The sequence below is a fragment of the Hymenobacter convexus genome (assembly GCF_030580955.1).
Classification (GTDB): Bacteria; Bacteroidota; Bacteroidia; order Cytophagales; family Hymenobacteraceae; genus Hymenobacter.
Window position 1 is genome coordinate 55,615 of sequence record NZ_JAUQON010000006.1, and the last position, 25,614, is coordinate 81,228.

Consider the following 25,614-nt stretch of genomic DNA (forward strand, 5'->3'; position numbering starts at 1 on the left):
CGACTATCTCCGATGAACCGAATTATAACCAAAAAGGCCGCTTTGGCAGCTTGTGCAGCATTTCTGGCCCTGGGTACTTTCTCCTGCCGCCCCGACCTGCTGAACCCCACGCCGACTACTGCCTTTTCTGATAAAGTCGTTTTCGACACCCCGGCCCGCATTGCCCTGCAGGTGAACAACCTGTACAGTTACACGAAGAGCGGCAGCTTTCTGGGCGGCCGGTACCAGATTTTCAGCGACATCCGGGCCAATGACTTCATCAACCGCACATCGAACGGCGTGACAGGGCAGAGCGTGTGGAACCACACCCTCACCGAAGCGTCCCAGAACGACGTTATCAACACCTGGGGGGCCGGCTACGCTGCCATCAACCAAATCAACGTGTTTCTGGCCGGCATGGACGCCAACGCGGCCAAGTTTGTGGCGCCCACGTTCCCGACCGACTTTGGCACCACCGCCAACCAGTACCGGGGCGAGGCTCGGCTGCTGCGGGCGCTTTGCTACTACTCGCTGCTGCAGCTTTACGCCCGGCCTTACGCCGACGGCAACGGCAGCAAGCCCGGCCTGCCCCTGCGCCTGCGCGCCGAAACCGACGACACCGGCAACGACCTGGCTCGCAGCTCGGTGGCCGAAGTGTACGCCCAGATTCTGGCCGACCTGAACTTTGCCGAGCAGAACCTGCCGCTGACCTACGGCACCAGTGCCGCCGCCAGCACCCTGAACACGACCCGCGCTCACCGCAACACGGCCATTGCCCTGAAAACCCGGGTGTATCTGAGCATGGGCCAGTATGCCAACGTCATCACCGAAGCCAACAAGATTGTGCCCGCTGCAGCGCCCTTCACGGCTGCCACGGGGGTGCCCAACTCCCTGAACGCCTCCGTTGCCGCCGTATTTGCCGTGCCGCAGGAAACCACGGAGAGCATCCTGAGCTTCCCCTTCACGGCACAGGACCCGCCCGGAACCCAAAACCAGCTGGCCTACTACTTCCTACCTACCTCGTTGGGTGGCGGCGGTGAGTACGGCTTGAATACCGCCGCGGGCGGCATTCTGGCAAACCCGGCTTTTGCCGCTACTGATGCGCGCCGCACCAGCTTTGTGGCGGTGGTGACTACGGGGACTTCCTCCGAATCCTTCCTCAAGAAGTACCCCACGGGCTCGCCCTACACCGACAAAGCGCCCGCCATTCGCTACGCCGAGGTGCTGCTGAGCCTGGCCGAAGCCCGCGTGCGCTCCACTAACACCATCGACCCGCAGGCGCTGCTACTGCTCAACGCGGTGCGGGGCCGCTCGAATGCGGCCGGCGTTTACACGGCTGCCAGCTTCACGTCGGCGGCCGCCATGGCTGATGCCATTGTGCTGGAACGGCGCATTGAGTTTCTGGGTGAAGGCATTCGCAACCATGACCTGATGCGCTTGCTGGCGACGATTCCGGCCAAAAGCTCCGTACCGGCCATCGACCCCACCAACACCATCTACGTGTGGCCAATTCCCTCGACCGAGCTGGCTACCAACAAACTGATGACGCGCAACTAGGCGCCCGTAAGCTTCGGCTGCAACCGCAAAAAAGCGGCTTGCCCAGACTGGGCAAGCCGCTTTTTTGCGTTCTGATGCAGGCTATTTTTCTACGCGCTGGCGGCCAGGTGGGCGTGGTCGCGCAGCACGGTTTGGAGGAAGGGCCCATCCTGCAAATCAGTACGAATGCCGGTGATTTCCTTCACCTTGTTGGCTACTTCGTTGAGTACCTCGTAGTTGCCGCGGGCACTGGCTTGCTGCACCAGTTGGCGCACCAAGGCCACGTCGTGGTCGGCGAGCAGGGCGGCTTGTGGAAATACCGGCTGGTAGCCGGCAATGGGGCTGAGGCCGGGGGCCAGCGGCGACGTAGCCAGCGGACGCACTTTCACCACGGTGGTGCCGGCGGCCAGGTCGCCGAGGCGCTGCCCGCGCCCGTTGGCCGCGATGGTGATGATGGCCACGAGACCGCCAAACAAACCGGTATCGATGAGGCGCAGCAGCCAGCGTAGCAGGTAGTCGCCCACGCTGGGCGCGGTGCCGTCGAGGCGCATCACCCGGATGTCGCGGGCCCGCTTACCAATGCTCTGGCCGTTGAAGAACACCTCACTGATAAGATGATAGAACACGTAGGGCACGCCAATCGCCAACCCCAGCCCTACCGAGGCGGCATTGCCCTGGAGGCTCAGCCCGGAGTACACCAGCCCGCAGGCAAATATCCAGGCCCCGAGCACGAGATAGTCGAGAATGGCGGCCACGATGCGGTCGCCGAGGCTGGCGACTTCGTATTCGAGCGAAACGTTTTGGGCAGTGTGGACGCGGACGGTGGCCATGCGGTAGCAATTGGAATTTCGAACGAAGAAACGGGAAAACCGGCGCCGCGCAAAACTTCGCCGCTGCCCGCTTCGGCGCGGGTAGTTTGGTAACGACGGCTTCCTATCTTTAAGGCCTTCAATTCTGAACCATGCGAGAAGCCGTTTTTTTGCGCCAGAACCAAGTGCGCTGGCAGCAGTACGAAAAGCGGCCCCAGGTGGGCCCCGACGAGCTGGCTGCCCGCTTTGTGGCCCTCACCGACGACCTGGCCTACGCCCAAACCTTCTACCCCACCTCGCCCACCACGGCCTACCTCAACGGGCTGGCCGGCAAGGTGCACCAGCGCCTCTACGCCAACAAGCGCCAGGACCACGGCCGCTTCGCTCGCTTCTGGGCCGTGGAGTTGCCGCTGGTGGTGGCGCGGCACCACCGCACACTGGCCTTCACGGCGCTCATCTTTCTGGTGTTCACGGCCCTGGGCGCGCTTTCGGCGGCTTATGACGACTCGTTTGTGCGCGTTATCCTCGGCGATGGCTACGTGAACCAGACCATCGAAAACATCCGCAAAGGCGACCCCATGGCGGTGTATAAGAAGGAGGGCGAAACACTAATGTTTCTGGGCATTACGGCCAACAACATTTATGTGGCCCTGATGACGTTCGTGATGGGCGTCACGCTGGGCGGGGGCACGCTGTATATGATGTTTAAGAATGCGTTGATGCTGGGCGCGTTCCAGTATTTTTTCCACCACTACCACGTGCTGAAGGCCTCGGTGCTTACCATCTGGATTCACGGCACGCTGGAGATTTCGGCCATCGTCGTGGCCGGGGCGGCGGGGTTTGTCATGGCGCGGGGCATCCTGTTTCCGGGCACATTCAGCCGGGCCGAAGCCTTCCGGCTAGCCGCGCGCGACGGCCTGAAAATCGCCATTGGGCTGGTGCCCATTTTTGTGGTGGCCGGCTTTCTGGAAGGCTTCGTGACGCGCCACACCGAAATGCCGCTGGCCGCCAGCTTGGGCATTATTGGCACGTCGGCGGCCTTCATCGGCTGGTATTTCGGGCTCTACCCGCGCCAGCTGGCACGGCGGCAAGCCCTGGTTTCTTCCACTTAGGTTTCTCACGGGCTGCTCATGCGTCTCCCTTTTACCCAGGCTGCTGATTTTTACCACGAGCGGGACTTCGGCCAGAAAATCTCGGCCACGCTGGAGTTCATCGGCGCCCACTGGCGGCCGCTGGGCCGGGTGCTGGCTTATGTGATGCTGCCCGTTCTGTTGGTCCGCAGCGTGTTGCAGGCCCTGATTCAGCGCTACCTGCCAGTGGTGTTTTCACGCCCGGCGCCCGACCAGTTTACCCGCCCCGGCGGCACAACGGAGTTGCAGGCCGGCTACTTAAAAAGCTTTTTCTTTTCGCCGGCCTACTGGCTCGGTTCGCTGGTTGGCTCCATTTCGTTTATTCTGCTGATTTTAAGCCTTTATGGCTATGTGACGCTGCTGGCCCAGCGGCGCACGCCCGGCCCGGCGCCCACGGTGGCGGAGGTGTGGGCCGAAGTGCGCGGCAACTTATTAAGCTCCTTCCTGTCGCTTTGGATGGTGGGTTTGCTCGTGGGGGCAAGCTTCTTTCTGCTGCTGGTTCCCGGGTTGTACCTCGGCGTTGTGTTGAGCCTGTTTTTCATCGTCCAGCTCAACGAAGGCCGCGGCTTTGGCGCCACGCTCAGCCGTTGCTGGCTCCTCGTGCGCGGCAAGTGGTGGTCGACGTTCGGCCTCATTGCCCTGGTGCTGCTACTCTACTATGTGGTCGTTGCAGGTGTTGGCGGCGTGGCAGTGCTGGCTTCGGGCGGGTTCTCGGCCATGTTGCAGGCCGCACAAACCCGGTCGCCGCTGATGAGCGTGGTCATTGCCTGCATTGCCAGCCTTTCCACGCTGTTGCTTTACCCGCCGCTGCTGCTGGCGCTGGCTTTCCAGTATTTCAACTTGGTGGAGCGCCACGAAGGCTCCGGCCTGCGCCTGCTGGTGGATACGCTGGGTAAAACCCCTGCCCCGCAGGTTCGCAGCGCCACCTACCAGCCCACCGACGAAGGCGAGTATTAACCCTTGGCGGGTTCAGCCAGCCAACCGCCTTTCAGCCATTTCAACCATTTCAACGCACACTCCTACCTTTCGGTGATGCCAGCAAAAAGCAGATTTACCCGCGAAGCCGACTTCCGGCGCGAGCGGGATTTTGGGGCCAAAGTCGGCGCTACCTTCGAGTTTGTGGTGGCCCAGTTTAAGCCGCTTATGAAGTGCCTGCTCTACTTTGTGCTGCCGGGTGCGCTGCTGGCAGGCATCGGCATGGGCCTCTTTATGAGCAAATTGCTGGGCATGCTACCTAGTGGCCCCACTGGCCGCAACCGGCTGGGCGGGCCGGTGCAGATTGCGCAACAATACGACCCCACCAACCCCTTCGCCAATGCCACCGCCGTGCTGGGCATCGGCCTCACGGCGCTGGGCTTTCTGGCGGCGTTCATCCTGCTTTCGAGCACGGTGTACGGCTTTGTGCGCGTGCGCATGGCCACGCCGCCCGAAGAGCGGGTGGAGCCCGGCCGCGTGTGGGCCGTGGTGTGGGCCCGGCTGGGCCGCGTAATTGGCGCCTGGCTGCTCATCAGCATCATCATGGTGATTGGGATGGGCGTGATTGGCGGCGCGCTGAGCCTCATCGGTCCGGGCTTCATCGTGCTGATGGGGCCCCTGCTGCTGTGGGTGGGCGTGTGCCTGTCGCTGTATTTCCCGGCCCTTTGGATGGAAGACGGCGGCGTGACAGCCGCTTTCCGCCGCTCGTTTTACCTGATAAAGGGCAAATGGTGGTCGACGCTGGGTTTGTATTTGATAATCAGCTTTATCACGGGCGTCATCAATTATCTGTTCATCATTCCCTTCTATGCCTTGATGATGAGCAAGGTCTTGCTGCACTGGGAGTTCGACATGGAGCTGCTGAGCGTGGCGGCCATGAGCTTTTACGCCCTGGGCTGGGTGTTCACGGCGGTGCTGCCGCTGGTGGCCATGCTGTTCCAGTACTTCAACCTGGTGGAGCGCCGCGAGGGCGTGGGCCTGCGCCAGCTGATAAGCCAGTTGGGCCAAACCACGGCGCCGCAGGTGAGCAGCGCCACCTATCGCCCCGACGAGGAGGGCGAATACTAGCGCCCGGCGGCTAGCTTTGGCGAAATTATAACCGATTGATTACGGCCGTTGTCTGTTTTTGGCGTGCGTGAGTCCCTGGGAAAGCTTGTATTGACGAAGGGCAGCCGGCCGGGTGGCCGCGTGGCCCGGCGCCTGCTGCTGGCCGGGTGCCTGCTGGCGGCTGGCTTGGGCACTCAGGCGGCGCCCAAGCCGACGCCTGGGCCGAAAACCGCGCAGGCCGAATTTCGCCCGAAGCCGCTGCCGCCCGACCGCACCACGGCCCTGCCCTCGCGCCACCTCGACGCGGCCCGCCTGCGCGAGCTGGCCAGCCAGCGCGATTTCCGCTACGAAGAGCCCAGCGCCAGCACCGACGGTTGGGCGGCCTTTTGGGCGCGCATCTGGCGCTGGCTGGGCAGCTTGTTCGACACGCCCACCGGCCGCCTGAGCTGGAAATACGGCGTGTACGCGGTGGTCCTGGCCTTGCTGGTGTATGCCGTGCTCAAGCTGATGCAGGTGGACGTGACGGCCGCCTTCGGGCGCTCGGGCCGGCGCGGGCAGTTGGCCTACGACACGGCTTCGGAGAATATTCACGAAGTGGACTTCCGCACTCGTATTGCCGAGGCCGAGGCCGCCGGCAACTTCCGCCTGGCCACCCGCCTGGGCTACCTCGAAGTGCTGAAGCACCTGACCGATGGCGGCTTTATTCAATGGCAGCCCGACAAAACCAACCACGCCTACCTGGCGGAGCTGGCGGCCGGGCCGTTGCGCGAGGCTTTCCGCGGGGCTACGCGCGAGTTTGAGTACGTGTGGTACGGCGACCTGCGCCTCAATGCCGTGCTTTACCAACAGGCCCGCGCCAGCCAGCGCGCCGTGAGTAGCCTGCTCGCGGGCCGCCCGGCGTCCGTTTCGGCCTCTATTCCCCAGCCCGCCTGATGCCGCAGCTCACCACCTTTCGCCTCTATTTATTGGGCGTGGCGCTGCTGTTTGCGGGCTACGTGACGCTGGAATACAACCGGCCCAAGCCCCTGGACTGGAGCCCGACCTACATCAACAAAGACAAGATTCCCTACGGCACCTACGTGCTGTATGACCAACTGCCGCGCCTGCTCGGCACCGACTCGGTGGAAACCGTGCGCCTGCCCGTGTACAGCCAACTCACCGGCCTGACGCAGGATGAATATGATGGCCTCCGGGCGCCCACGCCCGAAGACCTCCTGCGCGGGCGCAAGCACAAAGCGTCGACCGATACCACGGCGACGTCTGAGGCAACGGATTCGGCCACCGTGGCGGCTGCCGCGGAACCGGCCGACTCGGTGACGAACGAGGAGGCTGACTCCACCGCCACGGCATCGGCCGCCACCGATTCGACCGCTCAGACGGCAGCTGATGAGGACGAAGTATACGAGGAAGAGGAGCCGGAAGAATCGGCCGACGCCATTCCGCTCCGCGCGGGCTTGGCCAACTACTTGTTTATTAATGAAGGCTTTGAGTTGAGTCGGACCGACGCCCGGGCGCTGCTGCAGTACGTAGCCCGGGGCAACAATGCCTTCGTGGCGGCCAAATACTTCCGCAGCCAGCGCGGGCTACTGCGCGACAGCCTGGGCTTCGGTGTGAAAGAGCGGGCGCTTACGTCTTCCAAAAACCTGAAGGGCATTTTTTCCATCGATTCCGTCGACCTGCGCTTCACCAATCCGGCTCTGGCGCGGGCCCACATCCGGCTGCCCGGCGTCAGCGTGGAGCAGTACCTGGAGGTGGATTCGGGGCGCGTGGGGCGCACCCTGGCCACGGATGCGCAGGGCCACGCCGTATTTGTTCGCATTGATTACGGGCGGGGGCATTTTTACCTCTGCACGGCGCCGGTGGCTTTCACCAACTACTATCTGCTGCGGCCGCGCACGGCGCGGTTTGCTGAGGCGGCACTGGCGTATCTGCCCGCGCGCCGGGCCTTATGGGACGAGTACCTGAAGCAGGGGCCGGTGGGCGAGCAGTCGCTGTTGCGGGTGGTATTTGCCCACGAGGCTTTGCGCTGGGCGTATTATTTGTGTTTGTTCGGCGGCTTGCTGTTTGTGCTGATTGAAGCGCGGCGTCGGCAGCGCATCATTCCCACCATCAAGCCATTGCCCAATACCACGCTGCTATTTACGCGCACCGTGGCCAGCCTCTACCGGCAGGGCAGCAACCACGCGCTGATTGGGGAAAAGAAGGTGGCCCTGTTTATGGACTATCTGCGCCAACGCTTCCAGGAAACCAATCCCGACTTTGCCGACGCCGACTTCCGCGAGCGGCTAAGCCAGAAATCGGGCCTCACCCGCCAGCGCGTGGATGAGCTGCTGCGGCTGGTAAACTTTGCCCGCACTGCGCCCCAAATGACGGACCAGCAGCTGCTGCAGCTAAGCAAGGCACTCGGTGATTTTAAACGGGAGGCCGGCCGATGAATGCGCACTTGCTCACCGTTGAAAAGCTCGCCGTGCTCATCAAATACCAGTGGGATTTGCGGCACTTCTACAAGCAGGCTTCGGCTACCGAAATGGCCCTGATGGATGGCCTCGACTGGAACAACCTGGCCGAGCTGCTGCAAGACCTGAAGCGCTATCATCACCAACTCGTTTCGGCTGATTACGCCGCTAAAATTCATGCGGAACTGCTCGCGGCCTGCGCCGATGAGGAAACCGCCCAGACATTCATTGGCTACGCCAGCACTTTGTAAATGGAAAACGAAAACCCCGACCTGACCTCCCCTACCCCGGCCCCCAACACGGCGGGCAGTACCCCAGCCGCATCCCAGCCCGCCGACATCCGACCGGCCACTGACGCCTCGGAAACGCCTGCTGCTCCTGAAACTCAGTCCGCCTCTGAGGCCATCATCGCGCCAGAAAACACCTTCGGCCCGCGCACCGACTTCGCCCGCCTCACGGCCAAAACCGAAGCCATTAAGGCGGAAATCGGTAAAATCATCGTGGGCCAGACCGACTTGCTGGAGCTGCTGCTCACCGCCATTCTGGCCGATGGGCACGTGCTGCTCGAAGGCGTGCCGGGCGTGGCCAAAACCCTCATGGCCAAGCTGCTGGCGCGCACGCTGGAAGTACCGTTCAGCCGCATTCAGTTCACCCCCGATTTGATGCCGAGCGACGTGCTGGGTACCTCGGTATTTCGGCAGAGCAAGGCGGATTTTGAGTTTCGGCCCGGCCCTATTTTCGCCAGCGTGGTGCTGATTGACGAAATCAACCGCGCGCCCGCCAAGACGCAGTCGGCGCTGTTTGAGGTGATGGAGGAGCGCACCGTGACGCAGGACGGCACCACCTACGGAATGCAGGAGCCCTTCCTGGTGCTGGCCACCCAAAACCCGGTGGAGCAGGAAGGCACCTACCGCCTGCCCGAAGCCCAACTCGACCGCTTCCTGTTCAAGCTGCACGTGGGCTACCCCACGCTGGCCGAGGAAGTGCAGATTCTCAGCGGCCACCACGCCGGCCTGGGCAGCACCCACCTGGAAGCCGTGCAGCCCATCCTCAGCGCCGCTGACCTAGCCACGCTGCGCCAGCAAGTGCGCCAGCAGCGCGTGGAAGCCAACATTTTGGAATACATCGCCAAGCTGGTGGGCCAGACGCGGGCGCACAAGTCGCTGTACCTGGGCGCCTCGCCCCGCGCCTCGCTGGCCTTGCTCAACGGCGCCAAAGCCCTGGCCGCCCTGCGCGGCCGCGACTTCGTGACGCCCGAAGACGTGCAGTTCCTGGCCCCCAGCGTGCTGCGTCACCGCATCATGCTCACGCCCGAGCGCGAGATGGAAGGCGGCACGCCCGACGACGTGGTGAAGCAGATTATGCAGCAGATTGAGGTGCCGCGCTAAAATCGTCTGTCATTGCGAGTGAAGCGCAGCGGAACGCGGCAATCCGTCCTCCCAATGCGACCAGCCCTGAGATGTGATACCGCACAACCTACCGTCCAAACTCATGAATAGTAACACCAAAGCCGCCGACGCACTCCTAAAACGCAAGCTTTTGGGCGCGTCAGTAGAAAGCTTTGGGCTCTTTCATCAGTTTCTATGCATTGTGTTCAGAGATGATACTCCTGAAGACCACACACTTTCAATTGACACTGAAATATTCTCTAATAATCTGGATTTCAACTCTTCAAATCTATCCAACAACGAACAGGCGCTGATTTTATTCAGTCGTATCAATCTGAGAAAGATTATTGGAATTCAGTGCAGTGATACAGGCACTTTGACAATCAACTTCGACAACGGCCGAAATCTGGCTTTCCGTGGTCAGCCCGCCGACAAGACTTGCACAGAGCCCTGGCAGATTGGTAAAGGGAGCCCCGAAGAAGACCCGCACCACTACCTTATTATTGCTAATCATGGCGGTGGATATACGATTTGGGATGGTAATAATTCTGCCACTTAAGACTCTCAGCCGCTGCTGCATAATAATGAGCTTTTTCCTGACCCGGCGCTTTTTCCTGCTAGTGACTATTCTGGCCATCGGCTTCATCGTGGCTTTTTTCCTGCCGTGGCTGCTGGGGCCGATGCAGATTGCGCTAGGCGTGTTCGTGGTCTTGGCGCTACTCGATGCGCTGCTGCTTTATGCTCCGTCGAAAAACAAAACCGCACCCGTGTTCGGCCGCCGCGTGATGGGCGACAAGCTGGCCAACGGCTCGGACAACGACGTGCAGATTTACCTCGAGAACCGCTACCGCTTCCCGATTCGGACGGAGACAATTGACGAGATTCCGCACCAGTTTCAGCGGCGCGATGTGCTGTTTCGGGCCGCCGTGAAGCCGGGCGAAACCACCATCATCAACTACCAGGTGCGGCCTACCAAGCGCGGCGAGTACGAGTTCGGGGCGCTGAACATCTACGCCGCCTCGCCGCTGGGGCTGGTGCGGCGGCGCTTCCGCTACGAGCAGGGCCGCACGGTGCCGGTGTATCCCTCGTTTCTGCAGATGCGGCAGTTCGAGCTGCTGGCCATCCACAACCGCCTCACGGAAGTAGGCGTGAAGCGCATCCGGCGCGTGGGCCACAGCATGGAGTTCGAGCAAATCCGGCCCTACGTGCCCGGCGACGACCCGCGCAGCATCAACTGGAAAGCCACCGCCCGCCGCAGCGGCACGGGCGCGGCCGATGCACTGGTGGTGAACCACTTCCAGGACGAGCGCGCCCAGCAGGTGTACTGCCTCATCGACAAAGGCCGGGTGATGCGCATGCCCTTCGACGGGCTGAGTTTGCTCGATTACGCCATCAATGCCACGCTGGTGGTCAGCAATATTGCCTTGCTCAAGCACGACAAGGCCGGCCTGCTCACCTTTTCAAATCAACCCGGCGCCACCCTGGCCGCCGACCGCCGCCCCGGCCACCTACTCAAGCTGCTCGAAATCCTCTACCGCCAGAAAACCAAGTACCTCGAAACCGATTTCGAATTGCTCTACGCCACGGTTCGGGCCCGCATCAAGCAGCGCAGCCTGCTGATTCTATTCACTAATTTCGAGACGCTGCACGGCATGCAGCGGCAGCTGCCCTACCTGCGCCGCATGTCGAAAGACCACCTGCTGCTGGTGGTTTTCTTCGAGAACACCGAGCTGCGGGAGTTTTTAGAGACGCCGGCCGAAACGACGGAGGACGTGTACAATCAGACCATCGCCGAGAAATTTGCGCAGGAAAAGCGCCAGATTGTGCTCGAATTGCAGCGCTACGGCATTTATTCGTTGCTGACGGCGCCGAAGGATTTGACGGTGAACACAATCAACAAGTACCTGGAATTCAAGGCCCGCGGGTTGATATAGACCACGGATTGGCTACGCCGAACTTCGTTTCGCTCGGTTTTTTTCAGATTCCACGGATTTTAGCTTTGCTGACCTTCGGTTGTGGACGCGTATTTGTAAGCTGTGGCAGGAAAAATCTTTAGCGAAACATGATGCGGAAGGCCGACAGACTAAAAAAAATGGGACTTTGGCTGCTGGCGTTGCTTATGCTGGCGGCCCAATCGGGACGGGCTCAGCCGGCATCGACATTGCTGCCCGTGCCCGCCGAAATGCGCTGGGGCAAAGGCCGCCTGAGCCTCAGCAAGCCACTCAGGCTTCAGCTTGACAACTCGCCCGACCCGGCAGTGCGCCCAGCCGTGCGCCGGCTGCTCACGCGCCTGCAAGGGCCGGCCGAGCCGCCCACCGGCCCGGTGCTGCAAATCCGGTACGGCCGCGTGGGTAAGCCCGAGAAGTTTGACGAGGAGCGGTACTCGTTGCGCGTGACACCGATGGGCGTGAGCATCGACGCCCCCACCAGCCTGGGCGTGCTGCGGGCGCTGGCCACGCTGGAGCAGCTGCCCATCGCCGAGAAAAAACAGCGCTACCTGCCCGAGGTAGACATTCAGGACCAGCCGCGCTTTGCCTGGCGCGGGCTGCTGATTGACGCAGCGCGGCATTTCATGCCCGTGGCCGTTATCAAGCGAAATATTGATGGCATGGCGGCCGTGAAACTGAACGTGCTGCACTGGCACCTGACCGATGACCAGGGCTTTCGCGTCGAGAGCCTGGTGTTTCCGCGCCTGCACACGGTGGGCAGCACCGACGGCCTGTTTTATACCCAGGCCGAGGTGCGCGAGGTGCTGGCCTACGCGGCGGCGCGGGGCATTCGGGTAGTACCGGAGTTCGACATGCCTAGCCACACCACCAGCTGGATTGTGGCCTACCCACGCCTGAAATCCAACGACTCGACCTACGCGCCCTACACTTCGTGGCGCACCACCAACGTGGCCATCGACCCCACGCGCGAAACCACCTATACCTTCCTGGATTCGCTGTTTACCGAGATGACGGCGCTGTTTCCGGACCCGTATTTCCACGCCGGGGGCGACGAGAACGACGGGCGCAACTGGCGCCGCACGCCGCGCATCGTGGCCTATATGCAGGCCAACAAAATGGTGAAAGCTGACGGTAAAACCGTGGATAAGCACCAGCTGCAAACTTATTTCAATCGCCGCGTGCTGGCGTTGCTGCAAAAGCGCGGCAAAACGATGATTGGCTGGGATGAAATCCTCGGCCCTGATTTGCCCAAGGAAACCGTTATTCAAAGCTGGCGCGGCAAAAAAGGCTTGGTGGATGCGGCCCAGCTGGGCCACCCGGTGCTGCTCTCGAACGGGTACTACCTCGACCTGAACAACACCGCCGCCAGTTCCTACCTCACCGACCCACTGCCGCCCGACACGCCCCTCACGCCCGCTGAGCAGAAGCTGGTGCTGGGCGGCGAAGCGGCCATGTGGGCGGAATTCGCCGATTCCGTGGTGCTGGACTCCCGCATCTGGCCGCGGGCAGCGGCCGTGGCCGAGCGGCTGTGGTCGCCCCAGGCCGCCACCCAGAGCGTGGCCGACTTCCACCGCCGCCTGCCCGTCATTTCGGCCGAACTGGAAACGCTGGGTTTGCGCCACCGCATCGTGCCCGAACTGCTGCTCAAGCAGATGGCCGGTAGCACCAATGTGGCGCCACTGCACACGCTGGCCGAGGTGCTGGAACCGGTGAAGGAATACAAGCGGCATTTTCAGGGCTTCACCTACACAACCGCTACGCCGCTCAACCGGCTGGTGGACGCCGCCCCGGCCGAGTCGGAAGTGGCCCGACGCTTTGGGGTGCTGGTGGATAGCGTGCTGGCGGGCGGCGCCACGGCGGCGGGCCGCACGGCCGCCTCGCAACGGCAGACAGCCGCGCTACGGGCCCAACTGCTACGCTGGCAGGCCAACGACGTGGTGCTGCAACCGCAGTTTCTGCTGAGTCCGACGCTGCGCGAGTACGCCCCGCTTTCCACCAATCTGGCGGCGGTGGCCCGGCTACTGCTGGAGCGTCTCACGCAGTTGCAAGCCGGCCAGACACCTTCGGCGGCGTGGCTGGCCGCGGCCAGGAAGACGCTGGATGCAGCCCAGGCGCCGGCCGGGCAGGCCGAGCTGGCCGTGGTGAAAACGGCCCGGAAACTGGCCTTAACGGGTGTTTCGGCCCCGTGATGCCCGACTCCGACACCTTGGGAAGGCAGCAGCTCAAGCTGCTGTTGCGGCTGGGCCTGCTGCTGGCGCTGGCTCCTTTTTTGCTATTGACAGCGTTCAATCAGCCGTTTTTCGATGATTTCCGCGATGCTTACTGGACGCGGCAACATGGTCTGGCCGGCGTACAAAGCTGGCTGTACCTGACCTGGACCGGCCGCTACACCTCCACGGTTTTTATGACTTGGCTCAACCCCGTCACCTACGGCTGGCTGGGCGGGGTGAAGCCCATCACAGCTGCGCTTTTTGTGGCGCAGTGGCTCAGTGTTGCGCATCTTATCCGGGTGCTCTTTCACAGGGCTTTGCGGGTGGCGTGCTCTTGGGGTACGGCGTTTTGGGTGGCGGGGCTGCTGCTGGCGCTTTTTTGCAACGCGGCGCCCGCGCCTTTTTCGTTTTTGTACTGGTTTTGCGGCGCGGTGGCTTACCAGGTGCCGCTGATTGGGTTGCTCAATTTCACGGCGCTGGCCTTGCGCGTGGGCTGGGGCCAGCCGGCGCGGCCCTGGCGCACCGCCGGCTGGGCTTGCGTGCCGTTGGTGCTGGCCCTGGTGGGCAACGAGCTAACGCTGGTACAGGCCCTGCCGGTGCTGGTCGTGCTGGGCTCCTTTTTGCCCACCGCAGCGCGGCCAAAATTGTGGCTCTGGCTGGCGGTAGGCGGCGCGGCCACGGCAGCGGCAGTAGTAGCGCCCGGCAACTGGGCCCGCGTCATCGCCATGGCGCCGCCATCCGACCCGTTGCACGCCTACCGCTGGCTGGTGCTGGGGCCGCGCACGTTGTACTCGCTGGCCTTGTTTCTTCTCAAGCCGCAAATTCTGCTGAGTTTGCTGGCTGCGGCCGGCGCCGGCGGGTGGCTGGGCCGCTGGTACCGCCAGGCGGGCGGCGTAGTTGTTTCGGTGAGCCGACGGCAGTGGTGGGTGCTGCTGGCCGCGTTTGGGGCGCTCCATTTCGCTGGCTTTTTGCTGTTTCGCTACGTCGTGGTGGGCCCGCCGCTCATGCGCGCGCAAAACGAAATTCTGCTGGTGATGCTGATTTCAACGGCTCTGCTGGCTTGGCTGGCCGCACAACAAGTTTTCGGGGCCACGACCAACTGGCCGAATTGGCTGCGCACCGGCTTGGTGCCCCCCCTGCTGCTAACCGGCGTGTTCCTGACCGGCCACGTGCCCGAGGCCTGGCGCGAATTGCTTACCAGCGCCGCGTCTTTCGATGCTCAGATGCAAACCCGCTTCGCCGCGCTGCGCGCCGCCCACCGCACCGGGCAGCCCAATGTGACGCTGCCTCCCCTGCGCCTCCCCTACGGCCGGGTGCTGATTCCGCTGCGCCGGTTTAGCAACGATATTGAGTTCGATATTGACCTCACGCCCGGCTGCGAAGGCAACATTAACGGCGTGATGGAGCGGTACTTCGAAGTACCCGATGTGTGCTGCGATACCATGCGCACGGTGCAATAAGAACGTCATGCTGCGCGCAGCCGAAGCATCTCTCTCGCAATACTAAATGAATTACTTGCGTGGTAGAGATGCTTCGACTCCGCTCAGCATGATGTTCTTCCTTTTTGTATTCCTATCCCTGATGCATCTCTCTCAACCGCACCGCGGCCTTAACTTGCCAGCATGAAAGCTGCCATTACCCAGGCCCTGGCCAACCTCAACTTCACGGCCATCGACTTCGAAACCGCTAATGAGCAGCGGGCCAGCGCCTGCGCCGTGGGGGTGGTGCGGGTGCGCGGCGGCCAGATTGTGGAAACCTACGCCACCCTGCTCCGCCCCCGCGTGCTGCGCGTGGACTGGCGCAACCAGCAGGTACACGGCATCGCCGAAGAGCAGCTGCACGACGCCCCCACCCTGGCCGATGTATGGGCCCACCTGCTGCCCTACCTGCACGAGCAGCCCGTGGTGGCCCACAATTCGGCCTTCGACGTGAGCGTGCTTGAATACAGCTGTCGCGATTTCGGTCTCCCCATTCCCGACTTCCACGCCCTGTGCTCGGTGAAGCTGGCCAAGGTGTGCTGGCCCTTTCTGGAACGCCACAAACTCGACCACGTGGCCGGGCATTTCGGCATTCCGCTCAACCACCACGACGCGCTGAGCGACGCGCGCGCCTGCGCCGAAATCACGGTACGGGCGTTCCAGTCGGGCACGGCGCTGCCGCTGTGCTACAAGCAGCGCGAGCTCACGGCCGGACTGGCGGCGCGGGCCGCGAAAATGGCGTATTCGTAGTAACTATATCGCCTGTCGTCCTGAGCGCAGCGAAGGACCTTATCACGTTAGCACGGCTTTCGTTCTGACCTGATAAGGTCCTTCGCTGCGCTCAGAATGACAGATGGTTGTCTTAAAACAGTACCGCCACCTGCATGCGACCGGTATGTACAGCGTTCAATCCCTGGGCTTTGCGGCCGTCGTAGGCCAGGGTGATGTTCAGGCCGTTACTCAGGCGCTGCTCAATGTTCAGGTTCCAGGTGAAGTTGCTGCCGGGGCGCAGGGCGTTGAGGATTTCGATGGCGACCACGGAGTTGAGGTCTTCGGGCTTGGCTACATCGAACTGCACGCGGGTGAAGCGCGTGGCGGCCGTAATGGTGCGCTTGTTAACCTGGCTCACGCGGGTTTCGATGCCCAACTCATCGAAGATGCCAGGGTTGGTTTGGGCCGGCGTGGGGTTAGGATACGTTTTTAGGTCGGCGGTGAGGGTGTTTTGCTTGTGGGTGCGCAGGTAGGTGCCGGTGAAGCGCAGGCTGGGTGAGGGCTGGTAGCTGATTTCGGGCTGCAGGGTGTAAATCAGCAGGCGGTAGTTGCGGGTGAGCAGGTAGCTGCTGGCAGCTTCGCGGATGTCGCGCGTGGCCGTGAGGCGGCCCGTGAATGAGGTGGCCAGCGTGCGGCGCAGCAGCAGGCTCTGGGTGCTCAGGTTGCGCAGGTCGCGGCCCTGGGCCAGCAGGGTTTTCTGCTGGGTTTGCTGCACCGTGAACTCGCCCCCGAACACCGGGTTGGAACGGTTGAAATACAGCGTGTTCCGAAACAGCTGGTTAAAGGCCAGCAGCTGGTCGTCCTCCTTGTCGTAGCTGAAAGGGCTGAGGCGCGAGAGCAGCCGCGGGTCGGTGGTGCGGCGGTCGACGGTGATGCTGGTAAGGGTGGCGAAGCGCGAGGCGGCCGCCCGCCAGCCGCCGGCTTCGCGCCAGCCGCGCGGGGCGGCCGTGGTGAGGCGGTAGCTGAGGCGGTTGGTGAAGGCGGTGATGTAGTCGGTGGTGGGCAGGTACACCTTGATGTAAGTGCGGTATTGCGCGTCGGGCGTCTGGGCCTCGAAAAATTCCTCCTTGTCCTCGCGCAGGTTGCCGTTGAGGTCGCCGGCGTAGTAGTGGGTGCCCTGGCCAGCGGGCACGGCCAGGAATGAGTAGTCGCGCTTCAGCTCGCGGCCGGTGGCCACGCTGTAGTTCAGCTCGGAGCGCACCTGGTTTTGGAGCAGGCTGGCGTTGTAGAACACCTGGCCCAGCACGGTGCGGTTGCGCGCGAGGCCCAGGGAGTCGATGTCGCGGTAGGTGCCTAGCAGGCGCAGGTCCTGGTTTTTGCTTAGGCGGGCGGCCATGGTGCCCTGCCAGGTTTGGGCCGTGCCGCGGCTTTGCAGGGCGTTTTGCTCCTTGTTGGGCGTTTGGTCGCGGCGGTAGCTGTAGTCGAGCCGGAACTGGGTGCGGGCCGAGTCGCGGCTCTGCAGGAAAATGTTGTGCTCGTCGAAGTAGTTGGCCGAGCGAATGGTATCGGTGCGGGTTGAGCTGACGCGGTTTTTATCGAACCGATAGGTATAGCCCGGCACCACGCGTCCGCCCACCAGGCGCCCGGTGGCCTCGCCCCGCGCCCAGCTGGAATGGAAGCGCCCGGCGTCCGAATTCAGCACAAACAGCGAGCCGCGCAGCTCCACATTGCCCAGCTTCTGGGCCGCATCCAGCCAGTGCTGCAGGCCGCTCACCTCGCCCGGCCGGTAGCGCCGGCTCAGGCGGTAATTCACGTTGTTGTTAAAATCCTTCGCCGCGCCCACGCTGAAATTCAGGATATTGTCCTCCCGCGCCACCGAGGCTACGCCGGTGCTCTGCTGGGTGCTGCCATTGCTCCAGTTGCGCTCAAACTCCACGTCGCGGTAGCGGTCAATCGGCGAAAAGCGCTTGCCGGTGTACTCGTAGTCCAATGTCGAGCGCAGGCGGTAGCCGCGCAGCGCGCCCCCGGCCAGGGCGGCGGGCAGGCGGCGGTCCTGCATCACGTAGCCCACGCGCACGGCCCCGTCCTGGTCGCTGGCCGAGGAAAACCGGTTGCGGTCGAGGCGCGACTGGGCGGCGTCCACAAAAACTGTGGTGCTGCTATCCACCTGGTAGCTTAGGCCACCGGCTATCATCTGCTTGCGCAGCGGCGTGGCAATGCGCCGTATCGGCTGGTAGCGGCCCAGGCCCGGCCCCAGGTAGTTGTACACGGTGCCGTTGGTGCTCTGGAAACGGGGGTCAAGGCTGCGCTCGTAGTCGCCATTGCCCTGCCCCACGTCCGTGAAAAGCACCGTATAGGAACCCCGCACCGAATCCACGGGCGAGTCGGCGCCCACGTAGGTGAACACCGGCACGCGCCGCCCGGCCACCACCCGAAACTCGCGGTGGTACTGCACAATGCGGCGGTTGTAGGCAGTGGAGTCGCCCCCTGCCACGGCGGCCACGCCCACGTTGCCCGCCTGCGTCAGCTGGCGCACGAGGGTAGTATCCTGCAAGCTGATATTGAGGGGGCTGTTGGGGTTGTCGGCTTCCTGATAGAAGTTGCCGTGCACGCTCAGGCGGCCCAGCTGCTGGTAGTGGCTGGCCGTGACGAGCGAGCGGGAGTAGTTCAGGTCCGAATACTCAAAGTCAATCTTGATGCGCGAGTTGCGCGTGATGAGGTGGCGCGGCGTGAACGTGACCTCGGCCAGATTATAATCAATGGTGTAGTCGGCATCGAACCCCCGGCTTTGCAAGCGCCCATCGAGGTACACCTTCTCCGAGTTGGCCAGCACAATAATGTAGGGCTCACCGTTGGGCCCGCTGAGGCGGTACGGGCCCTGCACGTTGTCAATCGGCGGCACGTCGATGCTGGCAAACTTGCCTTTGGCCACCCCGCCCGCTATGGCCGTGGAAGAGCGCCACACCAGCCCCTTGCGCACGCCGCCGCTGTTCACGGTGGCGCCGGCCACGGGCGCGGCGTCGCCCTGGGGCAGCGGCGGGGCTGCGCCCGTGCTGCCCTGCCGGTTGGGGTCCGTCAGCTGGGGCTGGCTAATGGCGGGCGGGTTCAGGGTGGCCGGGGCCGTAGTGTTGCCCGGCCCGGCGGGCAGGCTGCCATTCACCACCTGGCCCTGCTGGCCGTTCAGAAACGTGGCATTCGACACGCCCTGCGAGGCCCCTGTGCCGGACAGGCCAACGATGGGCGGCCCAAAATTGGCCTCCGCGGCCGCACCCTGGATGTTTTTGTAGTAGCGCAGAAAGTAGTCGGGCTTGTTGCGCAGCACCACGTCGCCGGCCGTCAGGCTCCAGTTGGGGTTGGTGAGGGTGATGTAGATTTTGTCGAACTGCTGCAGCTGCTGGGTGTTGCCCTCGGGTTGGAAAGGCACGTTCTGGTCGGAAATGGCGGCCGTGAGGTTAATGTTTTCGGCCAACTTGCCTTCGAGCTGCAGGTTCAGAGCCGAGTTCACAAACACGTTCTGAGTATTGCCAAAGCTGATGCCCCGCGCCAGATTACCCGTTTTGTTGATGCCCGGTGTGCTCAGAATCTGCTCCTTCACCGAAAAATCCTCCATGTTCAGCATTGGCTTCCGAAAGCTCAGGCTGTCCATGAGCCCGATGGGCCGGCGGTAGCGCGCGGCCGTGAGGCGTAGCGGCAGCACCCGGTAGCACACCTCCAGCGAGTCGGCCAGCGGCGCGCCGCTGCTGTCGCGCGGGGCCGGCCGCACCCAGCGAAACCGGTCGGTACGGCCGTCATAATCGAGCCCGCGCCGCTGGGCGATGACGGACGAAGGCACCACCGTGAGCGTATCCGTTAGCTTGAAATAGGTGGTGTCGCGGCCCGGCGCCAGGCGCACCCAGCGGCAGCGCCGCGTGCTGGGCGGCGGCGCTTGGCCGGTTGTGGCCGGCCGGGTTTGGGCCGCTGCCGCCTGATTTAGAAAGAATAGCGCCGCGAAGAGCAGGCCCGCGAAGGGGAAGCACAGGCGTAGGCGGCGAATCATGCGGTAAAGGTCGGGAGTAGCGGGGGCACAACGCTACGCTGCCGAATTTTGGTGCCCGGCGGGCCGGCATAAGCCGCTGCCATGCAGATTGTTTTTCTTTACTTTGGCAGACTTGGCAGTTCGTTGCTGACCAGGCTTCCCTTCCGCGCCATGATTTTACCACTACCCTGCTTGCCCGGCACTTGCCGTTTCTATCTCTGTAGCCTGTTGCTGGGCCTGGCCACAGTGGGTTCGCCGGCCCAGGCCCAGGGCTTCGACCCGGTAATCGCCTACCCCACCGTGGCCGGCACCCGCCCCTACGGCTTGGCGCTGAGTGATATCAACGGCGACGGAAGGCTCGACATCGTGGCCGGCGACAACAATGCCAACATCCACACCACCAGCATACTGCTGGGCCAGCCGGGCGGTAGCTTTGGCACGGCCACGGCCTATCCGTCGGTACCCGGCTCCTGGGACCTGGCCGTGACCGACGTGAACCTGGACGGACGCCCCGACCTCGTGACCGGCTGCAACGGCGTCGCCCAGGCGGCACTGCAGCTTGGGCAGCCCGGCGGCGGCTTCGGCGCCCTGACCACCTACCAGACGGGCGGCGGCATCGTCCAGGGTATTGCCGTGGGCGATGTAACCGGCGACGGCCTACCCGACCTCGTAGTGGCCGACATGGGCAACAGCACCGTTAACCTACTACGGGGCCAGGCCGGCGGGTTCGCCCCCACCCCCATCACCCGGTATTCCATGGGCCCCAACAGCTCCCCGTTTGCGGTGGCGCTCGGCGACCTCAACGGCGACGGGCGGCTCGACATCGTGGTGGGCAACGCCAAGTCGTCCACCATTGGGGTGCTGCAAGGCCAGGCCGGCGGGTTTGCGCCTTTGGTCACCTACAGTGCTTTTCGCAATGGGTCGAGTGGCAACTTCATTCCTTTCCTGGGCATGGCCTTGGCCGATGTGAACGCCGATAGCCGGCTGGACGTGGTGGTGACGACGCAAGACACGTTGAGCAGCGCTACCCTGGGCGTATTGCTGGGCCAGCCCGGCGGCCTGGGGCCCATTACATATTATCCAGCAGGCGGCCTCCTGTCAAACAGCGTAGCCGTGGGCGATGTCAATGCCGACACCTGGCCCGACCTTGTGCTGGCCAGCCCCCGGGCCAATTCCGTCGGGGTTTTTCTCGGCTACCCGGGCGGTTTCAGCGCCCCATTTCTATACTTCACCGGGACCGGCACCGTCCCTTACGCCGTAAAATTGGGCGACGTGAACAACGATGGCCGGCCAGATATTGTCACCACCAACTCGGCGACGTCCTCGGTGGGCGTCTTGTTAAACGCAACTCCCGCGCCGCTGACCCTAACCAGCCCGAGCCCGAGCAGCGGCGCCTTAGGCAGCACCATCAGCTTGGCCGGCAGCAATTTGCAAGGCGCAGTGGCCGTGGTTTTCGAGGGTGCGGGCACGCGCAGTGTAAGCAGCGGATTCGCAGTGAACGCCGCCGGCACCCAGATTACGGGCGTTGTGGTGCCCAGCGGCGCCGCCAGCGGCCGGGTGCGCGTCGTCACGCCCAATGGCACGGTCACGAGCACCACCGATTTTTCGGTGCTCACGCCTACGGCAGCGCAAAGCGCCACGCCTGCTTCTGGCCTCGCTCTGCATCCCAGCCCCGCCCAAACCAGCGCCACCCTCACGCTGGCGGCCGGCCCAAGTGCCCGCGCCGTGGTCGTGGTCGATGCGCTGGGCCGGGTGGTGCGCCAGCAGACCCTACCGGCCCAGTCCGGCACGCTGGTGCTTGATTTGGCCCGCCTGCAACCCGGCCTCTACACCGTGCGCTGCGGAGCAGCTACCGCCCGATTGGTCATCGATTAGCCGCCCAAAGTTCCGTTTCTGGCCACTTCACAGCTGCGGGCTAACCGTCTTCATCCCGCCAGCGGCAGCTCGATGAAGAAGTCCGTCCCCGCCCCCACTTCGGTTTCAAACCAGATTTTGCCGCCCGCGCTTTCAATGCCGCGCTTGGCCACTGCCAGGCCAATGCCCGAGCCGCTGGCCTTGGTGGTGAAGTTGGGCACGAATACTTTTTCGCGCACTTCGTCGGGGATGCCGGCGCCGTTGTCGCGGATGGCCACGCGCACGCTGCTGCCGTTCACGGGCGCCAGCGATACATCGATGTGGGGTTCCCGGCCCTCCGGCACGGCTTGGCGGGCGTTTATCAGCAGGTTGTTGAAGGTGCGCACCAGCAGGTTTTCATCGGCAAACACCACGTACCGGCCGGTTTCGGCATCGGGCGGCAGGTGCAGGGCCAGAGCGCCGTCGGTGGCATCGGGCTGGTGCAGGGCGGCGCAACGGCGCAGCACGGCGGCCACGTCCAGCCGCTCGGGCCGCATGGTGGGCAGGTTGGTGAAGGTGCTGAAGCTGGTGGCAATGTCGCTCAACACGTCAATCTGCGTAATCAGCGTCTGGCTGATGCGGCCAATCAGCTCCTCCGCATTCGGCCGGCGCTCGTTGATGGCTTTCTGCAGAAACTGCAGGCTCAGCTTCATGGGCGTGAGCGGGTTCTTGATTTCGTGGGCCACCTGCCGAGCCATTTCGCGCCAAGCGGCCTCCTTTTCCTGGGCGGCCAGCTCGCGCTTGCTGGCTTCCAGCTTGGTGAGCATGGTGTTGTATTCGCGCACCAGCAGGCCGATTTCGTCGTCGGAGCTGCGGTAGTCCAGCAGCTCGTTTTCGCCGGTAAGGGTAGTTTTCGTCAGTTTTTCGGTAATGAGCTTGAGGGGCGCCGTGAGCTGGCGCGCCGCCACAAACGCCAGCCCCAGAAACAGCAGAAACATCGGCGTGAAGATGTTGAGAATGGTTGTGAACAGCTCCGTCAGCTTGGTATTCAGCTCCTTCTCCGAGTCGAAAAACGGAATACCCACGTAGCCCAGAATCGGCCCGGTCGGCATGGCCACCTCATCGTCCGACGAGCCGTCGTCGTCGTCAAACTCCGGCGTGGCGGAAGTCCGGCGCGCTTTCCCCAGCCCACCGTGCGCCAGCGCATGGCCGGCCAAATCAGTCACCACGGCCTCGCCCTCACTGGCCCGCACCGGCAAATACAACGAGTTGAACGAAAGCGAACCCGCCTGCTCCGTGAGCAGGGCCCGGGGCCGGTTGCGCTCATTCAAGGCCACCATGGCCTGCGGATTGAGCAGCGGCCCCAGCAGGCCGGCGTCGAAAATCAGGGGCTGGCTGCTGGCCAGCAGCTCGCCGTGGGCGTCATACAGGTTGAGGTCGGTTTCGGTGAGGGCGGCCACGTTGCGGGCCAGCACGGCCAGCGTGGGCCGGGCGCTGCTGTCGTTAAGCAGGTGGCGCTGGCGGCGGAGGCTTTCGAGGGCCAGCTGCCCGCGCCGCTCGTAGGTGTGCGACAAATCCCGCTTGTACGAATCAATCAGCTGGCTGGCCGTGGCCACGCTCACCACCAGCAGCGGCACCACAATGCCCACGTTGAGCAACAGCTGAATGCGCGTACTAAAGTTGAGCTGCAGGCGTGCCGTCCGACCGCGCACCAAAAGCCCGAGGCCGGCCAGCAGCAGCCAAAAAAAGGACGAGAGCAGGAATTGAAACGAAAAATTGGCGAGCCAGTCGCCTACCGAATACGTGGCCGTCGTCACCACCACGGTGCGGTGGTGCGAGCCCAACACGGCCAGGTGGTGGTAGCCGCGCCGGCTCAGGCCGCCCACGTAAAGACGGGAAGTAGTGTCGCCCAGCAAGGCTTCGGGCAAGCGGTTAGCGTAGTCGAAATCACCTTCGCTGTACACCAGTCGGCCTCGGTTGTAGCCCGCGTAGCTCAACTCGGTGGCCAGGCCCGGCTGGAAAAATTTCTGGTCCACCAGCAGTTCGGGCAGCACGCTGTAGGTGGTGAGCTTTTTGAGCGTCAGTTCCACCCGCACCGCTCCCAGGGGCAAGCCCACGCCGTTCACCCGCGTGCCCGGCACCGTGATGTAGGCCACGTACCGCCGCGAGCTAAACGGGTTGGCCGAATTCACCAAGTAAACCCCTTGCTGTTCGGTTGGGGTGGCGGTACGCTCCAGCTCGGTGCGCGCCGCCACCAGGCCCGCGGTGCCCGGCGCAGCCCCGATGGGGTCGCCGGCTTCGTCATAGAGCGTGACGGTGCTCTCGTATTTGTCGAAATAGTCGCTCAGGTATTGCCGCGCCACGCGCTGCCGCACCACTTCGGGCCGTCCGAAAGCGGCCGCCAAGGACCGCCGCACAAAGGGGTCGGCGGCAATTTCACGCATCCGTTCCCCCAACAGATATTCACCCTGCAAGTCGTTATCGACAAGCATGTTGCCTGCCAGACGCTGCTTGTCAATCAGCAGTTGCTTTTCGAAATGCGCATACAGGGCCAGTGCCCCAGTGGCCGACGTCAGAGCCAGCAGCAGCACAAGCAGTATTGTCGACTGGTAGCTGCCCGTGGTGGGCGCCGCCTGCAAGCCCGCCGAGCGCACCAGCGAAGCAAACAGCAGCAACACGCCCGCCAGCAACACCCAGGGCAGCCCCCAGGCCACGCCCACGCCCAGCACCGGCAGCGCCAACAGCGCCGGCCCCAGCAGCAGCGCCCGCCGGGGCACGTGCTGCAGCAGGGCGCCCGCCAGCTGCGTCAGCCCGAAAAAGCCGACGAGCCAAGCCGCCGTATGCAGCAGCGCCGCCAAGGCCAGCAGCAGCCAAAAGCTCGTCACCTGCAGATTGTGCGACACATCCAGGCTCAGCTGCGAGCTGCCAAAAACAGTGGTGTAGTACACAAACAGCGCCGCCAGCCAGCCGCAGAACGCCGCGCCTACCCCCGCCGCCGCCAGCAGCTGCCCAGCCGGCTTGCGCGGGGCGCGCACCCGGCCCAGCATGCCCCAATGCCGCCAGAGCGCGATGCCCGCCGCAGCTACCAGCAAAGCCAGCAGCGCGTCGAGCAGCAAATCGCCCAAAGAAGGCGCCCACCACACTGCCGCATACACCCGCGGGTCGAACAAAGGCAGTTCGATGAACGAATACGGCAAACCCAGGTAGAGCAGCGCCCCCCGCAGCACGGCCAGCGGGCCCACCAGCGCCACCACGGCCGCCCCCGCCCGCCGCGCCCGCCACCAGCGCAGGGCCAGCAGCAGCCAGCCGGCCGCATACAGCAGGCTGCCCACGCATAGCAGCGCCAGCGGCACATATTGCCCCGTCAGGGGGTTCGGCTGCTGGCGCTCAATGGAAAACAGGTAGTGCCCATCGGCCGCTTCGAACCGTGCGCGGCCAGCCCCGGCGCTATCGGCCACCACCTTCAACTCCAAGCCGCGGAAAAGCGCGTGCTGGTCCCCCTCCGTCAGGTAGCGGTTTTTGATATTATAATGCCGCTCCAGCGGCACGTAGGTGAGAATAGTGAACCGCCCGGCCATGCGCCGCAACAGCAGAAAACTGCCCACCGACGTTTCAATCAGCTGCTCGGAAGCCGGCCTGATGGCTTCGGCCTCGGGCCGCAGCGTGGCATCGGACCAATAGCGCAGGGCGCCGTTTTCGAGAATGCAGACGGGGTAGATGGTCTGGGCGAGCAGCTGCTGAAAGCTGTAATTGCCGCGCGGCAATTGGGCGGCTACCGTGTCGGCCTCGCGGCGGGCCTGGGTTTCGGCCGTGCGCACCAGCTGTTGCAGGCGTGCCACGTCGGTTCGCTGCACCACCCCCGGCGCCTGAGCGTAACGGCTGGCCAGGTAGCCGCCGACAAAACACACGGCCGCCGCCAACAACAGCCACCACGGCAAATGCCGCCACGCCGGCTCAGAAACCCCAATTTTGCCGGAAGGTGTAGAAGTCTGCAACAAGAAAGTGCCTTAAAGTGGACCAGAGCTAAGTTTTCAACTCAAATTAAACGAGTAAATCAGGCGCTGACATTTAGCTCCGCACTAGCCCCCGCAAAATCTG

17 protein-coding genes are annotated in these 25,614 nt (G+C 63.5%); 14 read left to right on the forward strand and 3 right to left on the reverse strand.

What is annotated here, in order from left to right:
- Window positions 1-12 precede the first annotated feature (12 nt).
- Entirely contained in the window at window positions 13-1,536 is a 1,524-nt protein-coding gene (locus Q4S41_RS13980; RefSeq protein ID WP_305031744.1) for a RagB/SusD family nutrient uptake outer membrane protein, read from the forward strand.
- A gap of 89 nt (window positions 1,537-1,625) precedes the next feature.
- On the opposite strand, the gene Q4S41_RS13985 is transcribed toward Q4S41_RS13980, so the two are convergent.
- Window positions 1,626-2,345 carry an RDD family protein gene (locus Q4S41_RS13985; protein WP_305031745.1) on the reverse strand — a complete coding sequence of 240 codons (720 nt, stop codon included), beginning with the start codon at window positions 2,343-2,345 and terminating at the stop codon, window positions 1,626-1,628.
- A gap of 131 nt (window positions 2,346-2,476) precedes the next feature.
- Between Q4S41_RS13985 and Q4S41_RS13990 the strand changes: the two genes are divergently transcribed.
- The 12 genes from Q4S41_RS13990 (at window position 2,477) to Q4S41_RS14045 (ending at window position 15,707) form a co-directional block, all read left to right on the forward strand.
- Window positions 2,477-3,436, forward strand: a complete 960-nt coding sequence (locus Q4S41_RS13990; RefSeq protein WP_305031746.1) for a stage II sporulation protein M — start codon at window positions 2,477-2,479, stop codon at window positions 3,434-3,436.
- Window positions 3,437-3,454: 18 nt separating this feature from the next.
- A complete protein-coding gene (locus Q4S41_RS13995) occupies window positions 3,455-4,411 on the forward strand; it encodes a hypothetical protein (protein WP_305031747.1) in 957 nt (318 codons plus the stop codon).
- 75 nt (window positions 4,412-4,486) lie between these two features.
- The gene (locus Q4S41_RS14000; RefSeq protein ID WP_305031748.1) at window positions 4,487-5,497 is read left to right on the forward strand and encodes a hypothetical protein; all 1,011 of its coding nucleotides are present in this window, start codon (window positions 4,487-4,489) and stop codon (window positions 5,495-5,497) included.
- A 63-nt stretch (window positions 5,498-5,560) separates the two neighbouring features.
- Window positions 5,561-6,409: a DUF4129 domain-containing protein gene (locus Q4S41_RS14005; RefSeq protein ID WP_305031749.1), complete on the forward strand. Its 849-nt coding sequence runs from the start codon at window positions 5,561-5,563 to the stop codon at window positions 6,407-6,409.
- Window positions 6,409-7,911, forward strand: coding sequence for a DUF4350 domain-containing protein (locus tag Q4S41_RS14010; RefSeq protein WP_305031750.1), 1,503 nt, complete (start codon window positions 6,409-6,411; stop codon window positions 7,909-7,911). Before Q4S41_RS14005 ends, Q4S41_RS14010 begins: the two co-directional genes overlap by 1 nt.
- Window positions 7,908-8,183 (forward strand): hypothetical protein, encoded by a 276-nt coding sequence (locus Q4S41_RS14015; protein ID WP_305031751.1) that lies wholly within the window; start codon window positions 7,908-7,910, stop codon window positions 8,181-8,183. The genes Q4S41_RS14010 and Q4S41_RS14015 overlap by 4 nt, the downstream gene beginning before the upstream one ends.
- Complete coding sequence (locus Q4S41_RS14020) at window positions 8,184-9,320, forward strand: AAA family ATPase (protein WP_305031752.1); 1,137 nt, start codon at window positions 8,184-8,186, stop codon at window positions 9,318-9,320.
- Between the two features lie 103 nt (window positions 9,321-9,423).
- Window positions 9,424-9,879, forward strand: coding sequence for a hypothetical protein (locus Q4S41_RS14025; RefSeq protein WP_305031753.1), 456 nt, complete (start codon window positions 9,424-9,426; stop codon window positions 9,877-9,879).
- Between the two features lie 25 nt (window positions 9,880-9,904).
- Complete coding sequence (locus tag Q4S41_RS14030) at window positions 9,905-11,254, forward strand: DUF58 domain-containing protein (RefSeq protein ID WP_305031754.1); 1,350 nt, start codon at window positions 9,905-9,907, stop codon at window positions 11,252-11,254.
- A 158-nt stretch (window positions 11,255-11,412) separates the two neighbouring features.
- The gene (locus Q4S41_RS14035) at window positions 11,413-13,458 is read left to right on the forward strand and encodes a beta-N-acetylhexosaminidase (RefSeq protein WP_305031755.1); all 2,046 of its coding nucleotides are present in this window, start codon (window positions 11,413-11,415) and stop codon (window positions 13,456-13,458) included.
- Complete coding sequence (locus tag Q4S41_RS14040) at window positions 13,455-14,939, forward strand: hypothetical protein (RefSeq protein ID WP_305031756.1); 1,485 nt, start codon at window positions 13,455-13,457, stop codon at window positions 14,937-14,939. Before Q4S41_RS14035 ends, Q4S41_RS14040 begins: the two co-directional genes overlap by 4 nt.
- 162 nt (window positions 14,940-15,101) lie before the next feature.
- The gene (locus Q4S41_RS14045) at window positions 15,102-15,707 is read left to right on the forward strand and encodes a 3'-5' exonuclease (protein WP_305031757.1); all 606 of its coding nucleotides are present in this window, start codon (window positions 15,102-15,104) and stop codon (window positions 15,705-15,707) included.
- 112 nt (window positions 15,708-15,819) lie between these two features.
- Here the strand turns inward: Q4S41_RS14045 and Q4S41_RS14050 are convergent, their stop codons facing one another.
- Window positions 15,820-19,704 (reverse strand): hypothetical protein, encoded by a 3,885-nt coding sequence (locus tag Q4S41_RS14050; RefSeq protein ID WP_305031758.1) that lies wholly within the window; start codon window positions 19,702-19,704, stop codon window positions 15,820-15,822.
- 150 nt (window positions 19,705-19,854) lie between these two features.
- Here Q4S41_RS14050 and Q4S41_RS14055 point away from each other — a divergent pair, with 150 nt between their 5' ends.
- Entirely contained in the window at window positions 19,855-21,558 is a 1,704-nt protein-coding gene (locus tag Q4S41_RS14055) for an FG-GAP-like repeat-containing protein (RefSeq protein ID WP_305031759.1), read from the forward strand.
- Between the two features lie 50 nt (window positions 21,559-21,608).
- Here Q4S41_RS14055 and Q4S41_RS14060 read toward each other — a convergent pair whose 3' ends face one another.
- Window positions 21,609-25,514: a sensor histidine kinase gene (locus Q4S41_RS14060; RefSeq protein ID WP_305031760.1), complete on the reverse strand. Its 3,906-nt coding sequence runs from the start codon at window positions 25,512-25,514 to the stop codon at window positions 21,609-21,611.
- Window positions 25,515-25,614: the final 100 nt, after the last annotated feature.